The sequence below is a fragment of the Cupriavidus sp. FW306-1B-F12B genome (assembly GCF_058781795.1).
On record NZ_JBYSXC010000016.1, the window covers coordinates 183488 to 200349 of the forward strand.

Annotated in this window: 11 protein-coding genes and 4 tRNA genes; 1 reads left to right on the top strand and 14 read right to left on the bottom strand. The window is 63.0% G+C overall.

Annotated elements, in window-relative coordinates:
• Positions 1–186 precede the first annotated feature (186 nt).
• From recQ to rpoB, 3 genes are all read right to left on the bottom strand, one after another.
• Complete coding sequence (gene recQ, locus AC3WLE_RS24755; RefSeq protein ID WP_492357226.1) at positions 187–2034, bottom strand: DNA helicase RecQ; 1848 nt, start codon at positions 2032–2034, stop codon at positions 187–189.
• A gap of 185 nt (positions 2035–2219) precedes the next feature.
• Positions 2220–6467, bottom strand: a complete 4248-nt coding sequence (gene rpoC, locus AC3WLE_RS24760; RefSeq protein WP_492320445.1) for a DNA-directed RNA polymerase subunit beta' — start codon at positions 6465–6467, stop codon at positions 2220–2222.
• A 125-nt stretch (positions 6468–6592) separates the two neighbouring features.
• Positions 6593–10699 (bottom strand): DNA-directed RNA polymerase subunit beta, encoded by a 4107-nt coding sequence (gene rpoB / locus AC3WLE_RS24765; protein ID WP_492320446.1) that lies wholly within the window; start codon positions 10697–10699, stop codon positions 6593–6595.
• Between rpoB and AC3WLE_RS24770 the strand changes: the two genes are divergently transcribed.
• Complete coding sequence (locus AC3WLE_RS24770) at positions 10580–10960, top strand: hypothetical protein (RefSeq protein WP_162166395.1); 381 nt, start codon at positions 10580–10582, stop codon at positions 10958–10960. The two genes, rpoB and AC3WLE_RS24770, sit on opposite strands and share 120 nt — an antisense overlap.
• A gap of 158 nt (positions 10961–11118) precedes the next feature.
• Here AC3WLE_RS24770 and rplL read toward each other — a convergent pair whose 3' ends face one another.
• The 11 genes from rplL to AC3WLE_RS24825 all read right to left on the bottom strand — a co-directional run bounded on the left by rplL (position 11119) and on the right by AC3WLE_RS24825 (position 16545).
• Positions 11119–11493: a 50S ribosomal protein L7/L12 gene (rplL, locus tag AC3WLE_RS24775; protein WP_010810464.1), complete on the bottom strand. Its 375-nt coding sequence runs from the start codon at positions 11491–11493 to the stop codon at positions 11119–11121.
• 69 nt (positions 11494–11562) lie between these two features.
• Positions 11563–12084 carry a 50S ribosomal protein L10 gene (gene rplJ, locus AC3WLE_RS24780; RefSeq protein ID WP_010810465.1) on the bottom strand — a complete coding sequence of 174 codons (522 nt, stop codon included), beginning with the start codon at positions 12082–12084 and terminating at the stop codon, positions 11563–11565.
• A gap of 423 nt (positions 12085–12507) precedes the next feature.
• On the bottom strand, positions 12508–13203 hold the full coding sequence (gene rplA / locus AC3WLE_RS24785; protein WP_010810466.1) for a 50S ribosomal protein L1: 696 nt from the start codon (positions 13201–13203) through the stop codon (positions 12508–12510).
• Positions 13204–13635, bottom strand: a complete 432-nt coding sequence (gene rplK / locus AC3WLE_RS24790; protein WP_010810467.1) for a 50S ribosomal protein L11 — start codon at positions 13633–13635, stop codon at positions 13204–13206.
• Positions 13636–13794: 159 nt separating this feature from the next.
• Complete coding sequence (gene nusG, locus AC3WLE_RS24795) at positions 13795–14376, bottom strand: transcription termination/antitermination protein NusG (RefSeq protein ID WP_010810468.1); 582 nt, start codon at positions 14374–14376, stop codon at positions 13795–13797.
• Between the two features lie 10 nt (positions 14377–14386).
• Positions 14387–14767, bottom strand: a complete 381-nt coding sequence (gene secE, locus AC3WLE_RS24800; protein WP_010810469.1) for a preprotein translocase subunit SecE — start codon at positions 14765–14767, stop codon at positions 14387–14389.
• 59 nt (positions 14768–14826) lie between these two features.
• Positions 14827–14902, bottom strand: a tRNA-Trp gene (locus tag AC3WLE_RS24805).
• A gap of 84 nt (positions 14903–14986) precedes the next feature.
• The gene (gene tuf, locus AC3WLE_RS24810; protein WP_492320443.1) at positions 14987–16177 is read right to left on the bottom strand and encodes an elongation factor Tu; all 1191 of its coding nucleotides are present in this window, start codon (positions 16175–16177) and stop codon (positions 14987–14989) included.
• A 45-nt stretch (positions 16178–16222) separates the two neighbouring features.
• A tRNA-Thr gene (locus tag AC3WLE_RS24815) sits at positions 16223–16297 on the bottom strand.
• A 37-nt stretch (positions 16298–16334) separates the two neighbouring features.
• Positions 16335–16408 (bottom strand) — tRNA-Gly (locus AC3WLE_RS24820).
• A gap of 51 nt (positions 16409–16459) precedes the next feature.
• Positions 16460–16545, bottom strand: a tRNA-Tyr gene (locus AC3WLE_RS24825).
• Between the last annotated feature and the right edge of the window lie 317 nt (positions 16546–16862).

The following is a 16862-nucleotide window of genomic DNA, read 5'->3' on the forward strand; positions in this document are numbered from 1 at the left end:
CCGCGTCTGCCGCCACCGGTCCATGGAAACCCAGTCCGGAAGGCTTGCCGGCAGCGGCCTAAAGGCCACTTCTCCGACGGGGCGAGCGAAATCCAAAGCCAAAAACTCGAATCTGGCATCCTAGCAGGGGAATCGTATACCGTCAAGCTGTATACCCGACCCGGGACGCGCTGACGCTGCCCTCGGTCAGACCCCGCGGAGCGCTTCCAGGATGGACTGTCCGTAGCGCTCCAGCTTGGAGGCACCGATCCCGGGAATGCCCTGCATCGCCGACAGGGAGCCCGGCGCAGTCCGGGCCAGCTCCGCCAGCGTTGCGTCGTGGAAGATGACATAGGCCGGCACGCCGTGCTCGCGCGCGGCCTCGGTGCGCCAGCGGCGCAGCGCCTCCCAGTTGGCCAGCATGTCTGCGTCCATGTCGGCGGTGTGGTCGGTGCGGGTGCCGCGCGCGGCACGCTCGCCGGACTTGCCCGGCTTGGTGGCCTGGCGGCGCAGGATGATCTGGCGCTCGCCCTTGAGCACCGCGCGCGCGTCCTCGCCCAGCAGCAGCGCGCCATGGCCGCCATGGTCGATGGTCAGCAGACCCTGGGCAATCAGCTGGCGGAACACCGTATGCCATTCATGCACCGAGCGGTCCTTGCCGATGCCGAAGGTGGACACCTTGTCGTGCCCCCACTGGCGGATCTTCTCCGAGCTGTTGCCGCGCAGCACGTCGATCAGGTGGGTGGCGCCGAAGTGAACCCGGCTCGCCTGCGCGGTGCGGTACACGCAGGACAGCGCCATCTGCGCCTCGCGCGTGCCGTCCCAGGTGGCCGGCGGCTCCAGGCAGGTATCGCAGTTGCCGCAGGGTTCACTGGCCTCGTTGAAATACGCCAGGATGCGCACGCGCCGGCAGCCCGCGGTCTCGCACAGGCCCAGCAGCGCATCGAGCTTGGACGACGACACGCGCTTGAAGGCCTCGTCCGCCTCGGACTCGTCGATCATGCGCTTCTGCTGCACCACGTCGCCCAGGCCGTAGGCCATCCAGGCATTGGCCGGCAGGCCGTCGCGGCCGGCGCGCCCGGTTTCCTGGTAGTAGCCTTCCATGCTCTTGGGCAGGTCCAGGTGGGCGACAAAGCGCACGTCGGGCTTGTCGATACCCATGCCGAAGGCGATCGTCGCCACCATCACCAGTCCTTCTTCCTCGCGGAAGCGGGCCTGGTGGTGCTGGCGCACCTGGGCATCCATGCCGGCGTGGTAGCCCAGCGCATTGATGCCCTGTCCGCTCAGCCACTGCGCCGTGTCCTCCACCTTCTTGCGCGACAGGCAATAGACGATGCCGCTGTCATGGTTGCCGTCGGCCGCAGTGTGCTCGGCCTTGATGAAGGCCAGCAGCTGCTGGCGCGCATTGTCCTTCTCGACGATGCGGTAGCGGATATTGGGCCGGTCGAAGCTGGAGATGAAGACGCGGGCGTTGTCCAGCGCCAGGCGCTCGATGATCTCGTTGCGCGTGAGTGCGTCGGCCGTTGCCGTCAGCGCGATGCGCGGCACGTACGGGAAGCGCTCGTGCAGCACCGACAACTGGATGTACTCGGGGCGGAAGTCGTGGCCCCACTGCGACACGCAGTGCGCTTCGTCGATGGCAAAGAGCCCGACCCGAATGCGCTCGAGCAAGTCCTGGAAGCGTGGCGTCATCAACCGTTCCGGCGCCACGTAAAGGATCTCTATGCGCCCGGCCAGCAGGTCGCGCTCGACCGCCGAGGCCTCGGACCCGGTCAGCGTCGAATTGAGCACTGCGGCGCGTACGCCCGCTTCAGTCAGCGCCGCGACCTGGTCCTGCATCAGCGCGATCAGCGGCGACACCACAATGCCGACGCCGTCGCCGGCACGCTGGCGCAGCAGCGCCGGGATCTGGTAGCACAGCGACTTGCCGCCGCCGGTCGGCATCAGCACCAGGCAGTCGCCGCCCGTCGCAACGTGGTCGATGATCTCGGCCTGGCGCCCACGGAAGGCGTGGTAGCCGAACACATCTTTGAGGATCACCAGCGCGTGCGACATAGACAACGGAATTGCTGAAGCCGGAAAAGCCGTAACCATACCACTAAGGGGGCCGCTTCCGTGCCCGCCGGGCTAACAGTCCGAACATTCTCACGACAGGGCCGGCTGCGGGCGGAAAGAAAAAAAGCCCGGCTGGATCAGCCGGGCTTTCGGGCCGCCTTGCGGCGGCAAACAGCTTACTGCGATCAGACGTTGTCGCCTTCGCCTTCGGTCGTCGCCTGCACCACCGGCGCCGGCTCGATGAAGAGCGACTGCTCTTCTTCGGCGATCGCCTGGGCGCGTTCGCGCTCGGAGGCCTCGCGCGCCTTGCGGGCACGGTGGTAGGCCAGGCCGGTACCGGCCGGGATCAGACGACCCACGATCACGTTTTCCTTCAGACCACGCAGGTCGTCGGTCTTGCCCATGATCGCGGCTTCGGTCAGCACGCGCGTGGTTTCCTGGAACGATGCCGCCGAGATGAAGCTGTCGGTCGACAGCGACGCCTTGGTAATACCCAGCAGCAGGTTCTCGTAGGTCGCCGGACGCTTGCCTTCGGCGATCACGCGGTCGTTCTCGTCGAGCAGTTCCGAGCGCTCCACCTGTTCACCCGGGATGAACTTGGTGTCGCCCACGTCGGCGATCTGCACACGACGCAGCATCTGGCGAACGATCACCTCGATGTGCTTGTCGTTGATCTTCACGCCCTGCAGACGGTACACGTCCTGCACTTCGTCCACGATGTAGTGCGCCAGCTCTTCGATGCCCTTCAGGCGCAGGATGTCGTGCGGGTCCGCCGGACCTTCCACGATCATTTCGCCCTTGTTCACCACCTGGCCGTCGTGCACCAGCACCTGCTTTTCCTTCGCGATCAGGAACTCGTGGGCATTGCCGTCCAGGTCGGTAATGACCAGGCGCTGCTTGCCCTTGGTGTCCTTGCCGAACGAGGTCGTGCCGGTGACTTCCGCCAGCACGGCGGCGTCCTTCGGCGAACGCGCTTCGAACAGCTCGGCCACACGCGGCAGACCACCGGTAATGTCGCGGGTCTTCTGCGATTCGGTCGGGATACGTGCGAGCACTTCACCAACGTGCACTTGCTGGCCGTCCTTCACGGTAATCAGCGCGCCGACCTGGAAGCCGATGGTCACGGAGTGGTCCGTGCCCGGGATCTTCACTTCCTGGCCATTCGCGTCGAGCAGCTTCACCTGCGGGCGGATGCCCTTGGTTGCAGCCGTGCGGCGCTTGGCGTCGATCACCACCAGGGTCGACAGGCCCGTCACTTCGTCCATCTGCTTGGCGACGGTCACGCCTTCTTCGACGTTCTCGAACTTGGTCGTACCGGTGTATTCCGAAACGATCGGTCGAGTCAGCGCGTCCCACGTGGCCAGCTGCGTGCCAGCCTTGATGGCCTGGCCGTCCTGCACCAGCAGCGTGGCGCCGTACGGGATCTTGTGGCGCTCGCGCTCACGGCCGTGGTCGTCGGTGATCAGCGCTTCGCCCGAACGCGAGATGACGATCAGTTCGCCCTTCGCATTGGTGACGTAACGCATGGTCGCCGTGAAACGCACGGTACCGGTTGCCTTGGCTTCCACGCTCGATGCCACTGCCGCACGCGATGCCGCACCACCGATGTGGAACGTACGCATGGTCAGCTGCGTGCCCGGCTCACCGATCGACTGGGCGGCAATCACGCCCACCGCTTCGCCGGAGTTCACCAGCACGCCGCGGCCCAGATCGCGGCCATAGCACTTGCCGCACAGGCCGTAGCGCGTGTCGCACGACAGCGGGGTGCGGACCTTGACTTCGTCCACGCCGATGTTGTCGATCAGCTCGACCAGATCTTCGTCCAGCAGCGTGCCGGATTCGATCGCGGTTTCCTGGGTTTCCGGGTTCACCACGTCGGCCACGGTCACACGGCCGAGGATACGGTCGCGCAGGGCTTCGATCACTTCACCGCCTTCGACCAGGGCCTTCATGGCCACGCCGTTGGAGGTACCGCAATCGTCTTCCACCACGACCAGATCCTGGGTCACGTCGACCAGACGACGGGTCAGGTAACCCGAGTTCGCGGTCTTCAGTGCCGTATCCGCCAGACCCTTACGGGCACCGTGGGTCGAGATGAAGTACTGCAGAACGTTCAGGCCTTCACGGAAGTTCGCCGTAATCGGCGTTTCAATGATCGAGCCATCCGGCTTGGCCATCAGGCCACGCATACCAGCCAGCTGGCGGATCTGCGCGGCGGAACCCCGTGCGCCCGAGTCGGCCATCATGTAGATGGAGTTGAACGACTCTTGCTTCACGGTCTTGCCTTCGCGGTCGACCACGTCTTCGTGCTGGAGCTGCTCCATCATCGCCTTGCCCACCTGGTCGCCGGCGGCGCCCCAGATGTCCACGACGTTGTTGTAGCGTTCCTGGTCGGTCACCAGACCCGACATGTACTGCTTGTCGTATTCCTTCACCTTGGCCGAGGCCTCGGCGATGATCTTTTCCTTGGCGGGCGGCACCAGCATGTCGTCGATCGCGATCGAGATACCGGCGCGGGTTGCCAGGCGGAAGCCCGACTGCAGCAGCTTGTCGGCGAAGATCACGGTCTCGCGCAGGCCGCACTTGCGGAACGCGGTGTTGATCAGGCGCGAGATTTCCTTCTTCTTGAGCGGCTTGTTCAGCACCGAGAACGGCAGGCCCTTGGGCAGGATCTCGGACAGGATCGCGCGGCCGACCGTGGTGGCCTGCAGCGTGATCTTGGGTGCGAAACGGGCGTCGCCCTCGGCGTCCTTGTCGACCAGCTCATACTCGGTGATACGCACGTTCACGCGGGAAGCCAGCTCGACTTCCTTGTTCTCGTAGGCGCGAATCACTTCGCTGATATCGGCGAAGGTCATGCCCTCGCCGCGGCCGTTGATCTTGTCGCGGGTCGTGTAGTACAGACCCAGCACCACGTCTTGCGACGGCACGATCGACGGATCGCCGTTGGCCGGGAACAGCACGTTGTTGGACGCCAGCATCAGGGTGCGGGCTTCCATCTGCGCTTCCAGCGACAGCGGCACGTGGACAGCCATCTGGTCACCGTCGAAGTCGGCGTTGAACGCCGCGCAGACCAGCGGGTGCAGCTGGATGGCCTTGCCTTCGATCAGCACCGGCTCGAACGCCTGGATACCCAGGCGGTGCAGCGTCGGCGCACGGTTCAGCATCACCGGGTGCTCGCGGATCACCTCTTCGAGGATGTCCCACACCACCGGGGTCTGGCTTTCCACTTCCTTCTTCGCCGCCTTGATGGTGGTGGCGATGCCCATCGTTTCCAGCTTGTGGAAGATGAACGGCTTGAACAGCTCGAGCGCCATCAGCTTGGGCAGGCCGCACTGGTGCAGCTTGAGCGTCGGGCCCACCACGATGACCGAACGGCCCGAGTAGTCGACGCGCTTGCCCAGCAGGTTCTGACGGAAACGGCCGCCCTTGCCCTTGATCATTTCGGCCAGGGACTTCAGCGGACGCTTGTTGGCGCCGGTCATCGCCTTGCCGCGACGGCCGTTGTCCAGCAGCGAGTCAACCGCTTCCTGCAGCATGCGCTTTTCGTTGCGCACGATGATCTCAGGCGCCTTCAGCTCCAGCAGGCGCTTGAGGCGGTTGTTACGGTTGATGACGCGGCGATACAGGTCGTTCAGGTCCGAGGTCGCGAAGCGGCCGCCGTCCAGCGGCACCAGCGGACGCAGCTCGGGCGGCAGCACCGGCAGCACTTCGAGGATCATCCACTCGGGCTTGATGCCCGAACGCTGGAAGGCCTCGAGCACCTTCAGGCGCTTGGCGAACTTCTTGATCTTGGCTTCGGAGCCGGTGGCCTGCAGCTCGGCGCGGATCTGTTCGATCTGCTTCTCGATGTCGATGCCGCGCAGCAGTTCACGGATACCCTCGGCACCCATCATGGCGACGAACTCGCCCTCGCCGTACTCGTCGCACTTCGCCAGGTAGTCGTCTTCGGACATGATCTGGCTCTTCTTGAGCGGGGTCATGCCGGGTTCGATCACCACGAATGCTTCAAAGTACAGCACGCGCTCGATGTCGCGCAGCGTCATGTCCAGGACCATGCCCAGGCGCGACGGCAGCGATTTCAGGAACCAGATGTGCGCGGTCGGCGCGGCCAGTTCGATGTGGCCCATGCGCTCGCGGCGCACCTTGGCCAGCGTCACTTCAACGCCGCACTTCTCGCAGATCACGCCACGGTGCTTCAGGCGCTTGTACTTGCCGCACAGGCACTCGTAGTCCTTGATCGGGCCAAAGATCTTGGCGCAGAACAGGCCGTCGCGTTCCGGCTTGAAGGTACGGTAGTTGATCGTTTCCGGCTTCTTCACTTCGCCGTACGACCACGAACGGATCTTCTCGGGCGAGGCCAGGCCGATCTTGATCGCGTCGAACTGCTCTTCCTGCTGTACCTGCTTAAAGAGATCGAGCAATGCTTTCATTGCAACTCCTTGTTTCGCCATCGCCCCGGAGTCTGTCCGGGTCGATGGCATTCATCCTGTGGGAAATCCTTCGCCTGTAGTGTCGACAGGGAGCCGGCCGCAACCGGCTCCCCTCACCTGCCCGATCAGTAGCGATCGAGGTCGATGTCGATACCCAGCGAGCGGATTTCCTTCACCAGCACGTTGAACGATTCCGGCATGCCGGCATCGATCGAGTGCTCGCCCTTGACGATGTTCTCGTACACCTTGGTACGGCCGTTCACGTCATCGGACTTGACCGTCAGCATTTCCTGCAGCACGTACGACGCGCCGTAGGCTTCCAGTGCCCAAACTTCCATCTCACCGAAACGCTGGCCACCGAACTGGGCTTTACCACCCAGCGGCTGCTGCGTCACCAGCGAGTACGGGCCGGTGGAACGCGCGTGCATCTTGTCGTCGACCAGGTGGTGCAGCTTCAGCATGTGCATCACACCCAGCGTGACCGGACGCTCGAACGCTTCGCCGGTGCGGCCGTCGAACAGCGTGACCTGCTGCTTGGAAGCGGTCAGGCCCTTCTCCTTCGCGATCTCTTCCGGATAGGCGAGGTCCAGCATGCGGCGGATTTCGTCCTCATGCGCACCATCGAACACCGGCGTCGCGAACGGCACGCCCTTCTTCAGGTTCTCGGCCAGCTCCAGGACTTCCGAATCCGACAGGCTGTCGAGGTCTTCGACCTTGCCGCTCTCGTTGTAGATCTGCGTGAGCAGCTTGCGCACTTCGGCTGCCTTGGCTTGCGCCTTCAGCATGTTGCCGATGCGCTCGCCCAGGCCGCGCGCGGCCCAGCCCAGGTGGGTCTCGAGAATCTGACCCACGTTCATCCGCGAAGGCACGCCCAGCGGATTCAGCACGATGTCGGCAGGCGTACCGTCGGCCATGTAGGGCATGTCTTCGATCGGGGTGATCTTGGACACGACACCCTTGTTGCCGTGACGGCCGGCCATCTTGTCGCCAGGCTGCAGGCGGCGCTTGACGGCCAGGTACACCTTGACCATCTTGATCACGCCCGGCGGCAGTTCGTCGCCCTGCGTGAGCTTCTTGCGCTTCTCTTCGAAGGCCAGGTCGAACTCGTGGCGCTTCTGCTCGATGGCTTCCTTGACGGCTTCCAGCTGGGCAGCCAGTTCTTCGTCGGCCGGACGGATGTCGAACCAGTGGTACCTGTCGATATCCGCCAGGTATTCCTTGGTGATCTTGGCACCCTTGGCCAGCTTCTTCGGACCGCCATTGACGGTCTTGTCGATGAGCAGGCGCTCCAGACGCTGGAACGCGTCGCCTTCCACGATACGCAGCTGGTCGTTCAGGTCCAGGCGGTAGCGCTTCAGCTCGTCGTCGATGATCGACTGGGCACGCTTGTCGCGGGTCACGCCTTCGCGGGTGAAGACCTGGACGTCGATCACGATGCCGCTCATGCCCGACGGCACGCGCAGCGAGGTATCCTTCACGTCCGAAGCCTTCTCGCCGAAGATCGCGCGCAGCAGCTTCTCTTCCGGGGTCAGCTGGGTCTCGCCCTTTGGTGTGACCTTGCCAACCAGCACGTCGCCGGCTTCGACTTCAGCGCCGATGTAGGTGATGCCCGACTCGTCCAGGCGAGCCAGCTGGGCTTCGGCCAGGTTCGAGATATCGCGCGTGATTTCTTCCGGTCCCAGCTTGGTGTCGCGGGCAACGACCGACAGTTCCTCGATGTGGATCGAGGTATAGCGGTCTTCGGCCACCACACGCTCCGAGATCAGGATCGAATCCTCGAAGTTGTAGCCGTTCCACGGCATGAACGCCACCAGCATGTTCTGGCCCAGGGCCAGTTCGCCCAGGTCGGTCGAGGCGCCGTCGGCGATCACATCGTTGCGGGCAACGATATCGCCAACCTTGACCATCGGACGCTGGTTGATGTTGGTGTTCTGGTTCGAGCGCGTGTACTTGATCAGGTTGTAGATGTCCACGCCGACTTCACCGGCCACGGCTTCGTCGTCGTTCACGCGGATCACGATACGCATCGCGTCGACGTAGTCGACCACGCCGCCACGCATCGCCTGCACGGCCGTACCCGAGTCGACCGCAACGGTGCGCTCGATGCCGGTGCCGACCAGCGGCTTGTCCGGACGCAGGCAAGGCACGGCCTGGCGCTGCATGTTGGCGCCCATCAGTGCACGGTTCGCGTCATCGTGTTCCAGGAACGGCACCAGCGAGGCAGCGGCCGACACGATCTGCGACGGCGCCACGTCGATGTACTGCACGCGGTCCGGCGTGACCATGCGGGTTTCACGCTCGGAGCCTTCACGCGCCGACACCAGTTCGTCGGTCAGGTTGCCGTCGGCGTCAACGGTCGCGTTGGCCTGCGCCACCACGTACTTGCCTTCCTCGATCGCGGACAGGTAGTCGACCTGGTCGGTCAGCTTGCTGTCGACCACCTTGCGGTACGGCGTTTCCAGGAAGCCGTATTCGTTCAGGCGGGCATACAGTGCCAGCGAGTTGATCAGACCAATGTTCGGACCTTCCGGCGTTTCGATCGGGCACACGCGGCCATAGTGGGTCGGGTGCACGTCACGGACTTCAAAGCCGGCGCGCTCGCGCGTCAGGCCGCCCGGGCCCAGTGCGGAGACACGGCGCTTGTGCGTGATCTCGGACAGCGGGTTGGTCTGGTCCATGAACTGCGACAGCTGCGACGAACCGAAGAACTCGCGGATCGCCGACGAGATCGGCTTCGAGTTGATCAGGTCGTGCGGCATCAGGTTCTCGGTCTCGGCCTGGCCCAGACGTTCCTTGACGGCACGCTCCACGCGCGACAGGCCGGCGCGGAACTGGTTTTCGGCCAGTTCGCCGACGCAACGCACGCGACGGTTGCCCAGGTGATCGATGTCATCGACCTCGCCCTTGCCGTTGCGCAGGTTGACCAGGATCTTGATGGTCTCGAGGATGTCCTCGTCCTGCAGCACCATGGCGCCTTCGCCGGTCGGGCGGCCCAGACGGCTGTTGACCTTCATGCGGCCAACGCGCGACAGGTCGTACGACTCTTCGCTGTAGAACAGGCGCTGGAACAGCGCTTCCACCGCTTCTTCGGTCGGCGGCTCGCCCGGGCGCATCATGCGGTAGATCGCGATCCGCGCAGCGGTCTGGTCGGCGGTCTCGTCCACGCGCAGGGTCTGCGACATGTACGGGCCCTGATCCAGGTCGTTGGTGTACAGGGTCTGGATCTGCTTGACGCCGGCTTCGCGCAGGTTTTCCAGCAGCGTTTCGGTCAGCTCGTCGTTGGCGTTGGCAATCACCTCGCCGGTATCCGGGTCGATGATGTTCTTGGCCAGCACGCGGCCCAGCAGGTAGTCTTCCGGCACGCTGATCAGCTTGGTGCCGGCCGAATCCAGGTCGCGGATGTGCTTGGCGTTGATCCGCTTGTCCTTCTCGACCACCACGCGGCCGTTCTTGTCGGCGATGTCGAAGCGCGCGACTTCACCGCGCAGGCGCTCGGGCACGAACTCCAGCTGCGCGCCTTCGGCCTGCAGCGTGAAGTTGTCGAACACGAAGAAGTGCGCGAGGATCTGTTCCGGGGTCAGGCCGATCGACTTCAGCAGGATCGTCACCGGCATCTTGCGGCGGCGGTCGACGCGGAAGTACAGGATGTCCTTCGGATCGAATTCGAAGTCCAGCCACGAACCGCGGTAGGGAATGATACGTGCCGAGAACAGCAGCTTGCCCGAGCTGTGGGTCTTGCCCTTGTCGTGCTCGAAGAACACACCCGGCGAGCGGTGCAGCTGCGAGACGATGACACGCTCGGTGCCGTTGATGACGAACGAACCGGTGGAAGTCATCAGGGGGATCTCACCCATGTAGACTTCCTGCTCCTTCACTTCCTTGACCTTGCCCGGGTTCTCGCGATCGTTGATGATCAGGCGAACCTTGGCGCGCAGGGCCGAGTGGAACGTCAGGCCACGCTGCTGGCACTCCTTGACGTCGAACGGCGGGTTGGACAGGTGATACGAGACGAACTCCATACGGGCAAGCCCGTTATGCGAGGAGATCGGGAAGATTGCGTTGAAAGCGGCCTGGAGGCCTTCGGTCTTGCGACGCGCGGTCGGCGTTTCCGCTTGCAAGAACTGAGTGTAGGATTCAATCTGGGTGGCAAGCAGGAATGGAACCTGATGTACCGTCGCGCGCTTCGCAAAGCTTTTGCGAATGCGCTTCTTTTCGGTGAAGCTGTACGCCATGGGATCTCCGAATCATCGCAGGGCTGGCTGGACCTGGCCGGACCTGAGGTGTTCAGCGACTGGGAGGGGATTTGGCGGTTGGCCGCTACCAACCTCTGGCTGACGGTGTCCGCACGCTGCGGGCGGTGTGGTCGTCGCATCAAGCGCAACGCCTGTACTCGCCCGGGGGACACCCGACCAAACTTGTCTTCTGCAGTCGGTTCAGAAGACAAACATCAGCAGCAACCACTTAGTGTGCCACTGATGTTTGGCCTCTGCTGAGACTCCGGCATGCCCAAGGGCATCGAGACTCGCAAACATCACTTTCTGTTGCGAAGAGTGCTTCTCAAAACACTTTCGCACAAGCGCAAAAAGGCTGGCGCCGGGAATTTCCCTTTGCCAGCCCCATCCGCGTGCCGAAAGGGCACGCGAGCAATGCCTTACTTGACGTCGACCTTCGCGCCAGCGTCTTCCAGCTTCTTCTTGGCTTCGGCAGCAGCAGCCTTGTCCACGCCTTCCTTGACGGGCTTCGGTGCGCCATCAACCAGGTCCTTGGCTTCCTTCAGGCCCAGGCCGGTGATTTCGCGAACAGCCTTAATCACGCCGACCTTGTTGGCGCCGACTTCGGCCAGGATCACGTTGAACTCGGTCTGCTCTTCAGCAGCGGCGGCACCGCCGGCGCCCGGGGCAGCAGCCACAGCCATGGCAGCAGCCGACACGCCAAACTTCTCTTCGAACGCCTTGACCAGGTCGTTCAGTTCCATCACGGACATCGCGCCAACGGCTTCCAGGATGTCGTCTTTGGTGATTGCCATTTGAAATACTCCTACTAGATTTGATTCGGTATCGGTAATGCGATCTTTCGATGCGAGGCCTGGATTGCCTTAGGCGCCAGCGGCTTCCGCTTCCGCGGGAGCGCCTTCGGCGTTCTTGGCAGCCAGTGCAGCCAGCAGACGGGCGAAGCCCGACACCGGTGCCTGCATCACGCCCAGCAGCTGAGCAATCAGTTCGTCGCGGCTCGGGATCGAGGCCAGCGCCTTCACGGCGGCAGCGTCGAGAACCTTGCCGTCATACGACCCGGCGCGCAGGACCAGCTTGTCGTTGGTCTTGGCGAAGTCGTTCAGAACCTTGGCCGACGACACTGCATCTTCGGAAATACCGTAGATCAGCGGACCGGTCATCTGCTCTGCGAGGCTTGCAAACGGCGTACCTTCGACGGCACGGCGGGCCAGCGTGTTCTTCAGAACACGCAGGTACACGCCTTGCTGACGAGCGGTGGAACGCAGCTTGGTCAGATCGCCAACCGTAATGCCGCGATATTCGGCCACGACGATGGTCTGGGCCTTGGCGACTTGCGCCGAAACCTCAGCAACGACGGCCTTCTTATCTTCAATATTGAGTGGCACGGTTAAGCTCCAAAATGACGCTAGCCCTCCGGCAATACCGGAGTCTTCACGTCAGCACAAACGAACGGCGTCCGATTGGCCCGAATCACCCGGGACAGGCCCGGATTCATCAATCCCTTCGGGTGCGCCATCTGCGCTGGTTGCCCGGGGTTGGTCATGCACGGCACCTGGCCCTGCTTGTACCTCCCGGCCGATTAAGCCCGCATGCCTGACTGCGGTCATGCGGACACCAGCGGTCTTTGATAACCAGCGGCGACTGCCTGAACACAACGTGTCCGACTGCCGCCACTGCCCAAAGCCTTGCTCCCTGTCCTTGTCCCGCCGCTTGGCAGAACCAGGTCCGGAGCCGATCCCCGCTTACGCCAGGATCTTCAATTCGCGGCCGACCGGTGCTATCGGGTCCGGTCAGCCCATGCCGTCAGCTCAGGCCGACAGCGAAGCTTGTTCCACGCGCACGCCAACGCCCATGGTGGACGAGACGGCGATCTTGCGCAGGTACACGCCCTTGCTCGTAGCCGGCTTGGACTTCACCAGGGCTTCCAGCAGTGCGGACAGGTTGCTCTTCAGCGCTGCGTCGTCGAACGAGCGGCGGCCGATGGTGGCGTGGATGATACCGGCCTTGTCGACACGGAACTGCACCTGGCCAGCCTTGGCGTTCTTCACGGCCTGGGCCACGTCGGGCGTCACGGTACCGACCTTCGGGTTCGGCATCAGGCCGCGCGGGCCCAGGATCTGGCCCAGCGTACCGACGATACGCATCGTGTCCGGCGAAGCGATCACGACGTCGAAGTTCAGGTTGCCGGCCTTGACTTGCTCGGCCAGGTCTTCCATGCCGACGATGTCAGCACCGGCGGCCTTGGCGGCTTCGGCCTTTTCGCCCTGGGCGAACACAGCCACGCGAACCGACTTGCCGGTACCTGCGGGCAGCACCACCGAACCACGAACCACCTGGTCCGACTTCTTGGCGTCAATGCCCAGCTGCACGGCCACGTCGATCGACTCGTCGAACTTCGCCGAGGCGCAGCCCTTCACCAGGCCCAGGGCCTCGTCGATCGGGTAAAACTTGGTACGCTCGATCTTCGCCTTGTTGGCGGCGACGCGCTTGGAAACCTTAGCCATTTACAGACCCTCCACGGTGATGCCCATCGAACGAGCCGAACCGGCGATGGTACGCACGGCGGCGTCCAGGTCGGCGGCGGTCAGGTCAGCGTTCTTGGCCTTGGCGATTTCTTCAGCCTGGGCGCGGGTGATCTTGCCAACCTTGTCGGTGTGGGGCTTCGGCGAACCCTTGGTGATGCCTGCTGCCTTCTTGATCAGCACGGTCGCCGGGGGCGACTTCATCACGAAGGTGAAGCTCTTGTCGGCGAAGGCGGTAATCACCACCGGCACCGGCAGACCGGGTTCCATACCCTGGGTCTGGGCGTTGAACGCCTTGCAGAACTCCATGATGTTCAGACCACGCTGACCCAGTGCGGGACCAACGGGCGGGGAGGGATTTGCCTTACCAGCCGGAATCTGCAGCTTGATAAAGCCAATGATCTTCTTGGCCATCTCTACTCCAATCCGGATCGCTCTTTCGGGATGCGATCCTGTTGAGTCGTAACGCGCTGTCGCCGCACCTTCGGCACGGCCTCACGCTCCTCTTGGCGCCGCCACCGGGGCGTCGCCGTTGCCAGTTGCCGCCCTTTCAGGCCGCAGCCGGCAAATTCCTTAAACCTTCTCGACCTGGCCGAACTCGAGCTCGACCGGCGTGGCACGCCCGAAGATCGTGACCGAGACGCGCAGGCGCGATTTCTCGTAGTTCACTTCTTCCACGTTGCCGTTGAAGTCGGTGAACGGGCCGTCCTTGACGCGCACCATTTCGCCCACCTCGAACAGCGTCTTGGGACGCGGCTTCTCGACCCCTTCCTGCATCTGGGTCATGATCTTGTCGACTTCGCGCTGCGAAATCGGGCTCGGGCGGTTGCGGGCGCCGCCCACGAAACCGGTGACCTTGCTGGTGTTCTTCACCAGGTGCCAGGTCTCGTCGGTCATTTCCATTTCCACCAGCACGTAGCCGGGGAAGAAACGACGCTCGGTGACCGACTTGTGGCCGCCCTTGATTTCCACGACTTCTTCGGAAGGCACCAGGATGCGGCCAAACTTGTCCTGCATCTCGGCGCGTTCGATGCGCTCCTGCAGCGCGCGCTGCACGCTCTTCTCCATGCCGGAATAGGCATGCACGACATACCAGCGCTTCTTCGACGAAGGCGATTCCGGCGCGGTGGTTTCCTGCTGAGCGTTATCCGTCATGTGCTACCTCTTATTTCCAGCCCAGCACGAGCGAGAAGACGACCCACTCGATGAGCTTGTCAGCCGACCACAGGAACAGCGCCATGATGACGACAAAGACGAAGACCAGCCCCGTCATTTGCCCGGCTTCCTTGCGCGTCGGCCAGACGACCTTGCGAACTTCCCGATACGATTCCTTGGCGAACCCGATAAAGTCCTTGCCTGGTGCCGACACCAGCGCAACTACGATACCCAGTGCAATACCACCGAACAGTGCGGCGCCACGTACATAAGACGGTTGCTGTGCCAGTGCATAGAAACCGATGACGCCCGCAACCACCAGCAGCACCGCCACGCCAAGCATCCACTTGCCGCTGCTGGCGTTCACGGTTTCAACATTGGGATTGGCCATGTTTCGCAAACGAGACTAAGCCGCGTCACGATTGCTCTTCGCGACGCGGCTGATTGATTTGGCAGGGGCAGAGGGAATCGAACCCCCAACCTTCGGTTTTGGAGACCGACGCTCTGCCAGTTGAGCTATACCCCTAAAACAACTGTGGGGCCGGCGCTGGCGCCAACCCCTTCTGGCAACGAACGCGGCCGGTTGGTGCCGCGTTCGCTATCAAACAACTTAGTCGAGGATCTTTGCCACGACGCCGGCGCCGACGGTACGGCCACCTTCACGGATAGCGAAGCGCAGGCCTTCTTCCATGGCGATCGGGGCGATCAGCTTGACGGTGATCGACACGTTGTCACCCGGCATGACCATTTCCTTGTCCTTCGGCAGCTCGATCGAGCCGGTCACGTCGGTCGTACGGAAGTAGAACTGCGGGCGGTAGTTGTTGAAGAACGGGGTGTGACGGCCGCCTTCGTCCTTCGACAGGATGTACACCTCGCCGGTGAAGTGGGTGTGCGGCTTGATCGAACCCGGCTTGCACAGCACCTGGCCGCGCTCGACGTCTTCACGCTTGGTGCCGCGCAGCAGCAGGCCAACGTTGTCGCCGGCTTGACCCTGGTCCAGCAGCTTGCGGAACATTTCCACGCCGGTGCAGGTGGTCTTCACCGTCGGCTTGATACCGACGATTTCGATTTCCTCACCGACCTTCACCACGCCGCGCTCGATACGGCCGGTCACCACGGTGCCGCGACCCGAGATCGAGAACACGTCTTCCACCGGCATCAGGAAGGTACCGTCAACGGCACGCTCCGGCGTCGGGATGTAGGTGTCCAGCGCTTCGGCCAGGTTCATGATGGCCACTTCGCCCAGCTCGCCCTTGTCGCCTTCCAGCGCCAGCTTGGCCGAACCCTTGATGATCGGGGTGTCGTCGCCGGGGAACTCGTACTTCGACAGCAGCTCGCGAACTTCCATCTCGACCAGCTCGAGCAGTTCAGCGTCGTCCACCATGTCGCACTTGTTCAGGAACACGATGATGTACGGCACGCCAACCTGGCGGGCCAGCAGGATGTGCTCACGCGTTTGCGGCATCGGGCCGTCAGCGGCCGAGCAAACCAGGATCGCGCCGTCCATCTGGGCGGCACCCGTGATCATGTTCTTCACATAGTCAGCGTGGCCCGGGCAGTCAACGTGCGCGTAGTGGCGGTTGGCCGTTTCGTACTCGACGTGGGCGGTATTGATGGTAATACCGCGTGCCTTCTCTTCCGGCGCTGCGTCGATTTCGTCGTACTTCTTGGCGGCACCGCCAAACTTGGCTGCCAGCACCGTGGCAATCGCTGCGGTCAGCGTGGTCTTGCCATGGTCAACGTGACCAATCGTACCAACGTTCACGTGCGGCTTGGTCCGCTCGAACTTTTCCTTTGCCATTTCGCGACTCCTGTCTCGGTAGCGATATTGCCAGTGCGTGGTATTTGGTGCCCATGGGCAGGATCGAACTGCCGACCTCTCCCTTACCAAGGGAGTGCTCTACCACTGAGCCACATGGGCGAAACTTGACGTACTACTCTGACAGCAACCGCGCGACTGGAGCGGGTGAAGGGAATCGAACCCTCGTCGTAAGCTTGGAAGGCTTCTGCTCTACCATTGAGCTACACCCGCCCGGTTCTTTCCTGCTTCTTCACCGGCACTGCCGGCTGCTGTCTTGCATTCTGGTGGAGAGGGCTGGATTCGAACCAGCGTAGGCGTAAGCCAACAGATTTACAGTCTGCCCCCTTTAGCCACTCGGGCACCTCTCCGCAGAGAACTATCGATTATGGGGCTTCTCACCTTGCCTGTCAAGCACTTTCCGTTGCGGATGCTGTACTTGGCCAGACCAGGGAAGGCGTTCCAGCGTGGCGCTTGAACCGCCTGATCACTCCCACAAGCGCAGTTTAGATTTCTGCGTTCTCACCCTATAGGGGCTTTCCAGCGTCGCTCCTGGAGGCTCTGAGGCCGCCTGGCAGGCCCCGCGAGGCCGCTCGCGACCACGAGCCGGAAAAGACAAAACCCCTCGCAGCACACGCTGTCGAGGGGTTTTGGGAATAAGAGCCTGGCGATGACCTACTTTCACACG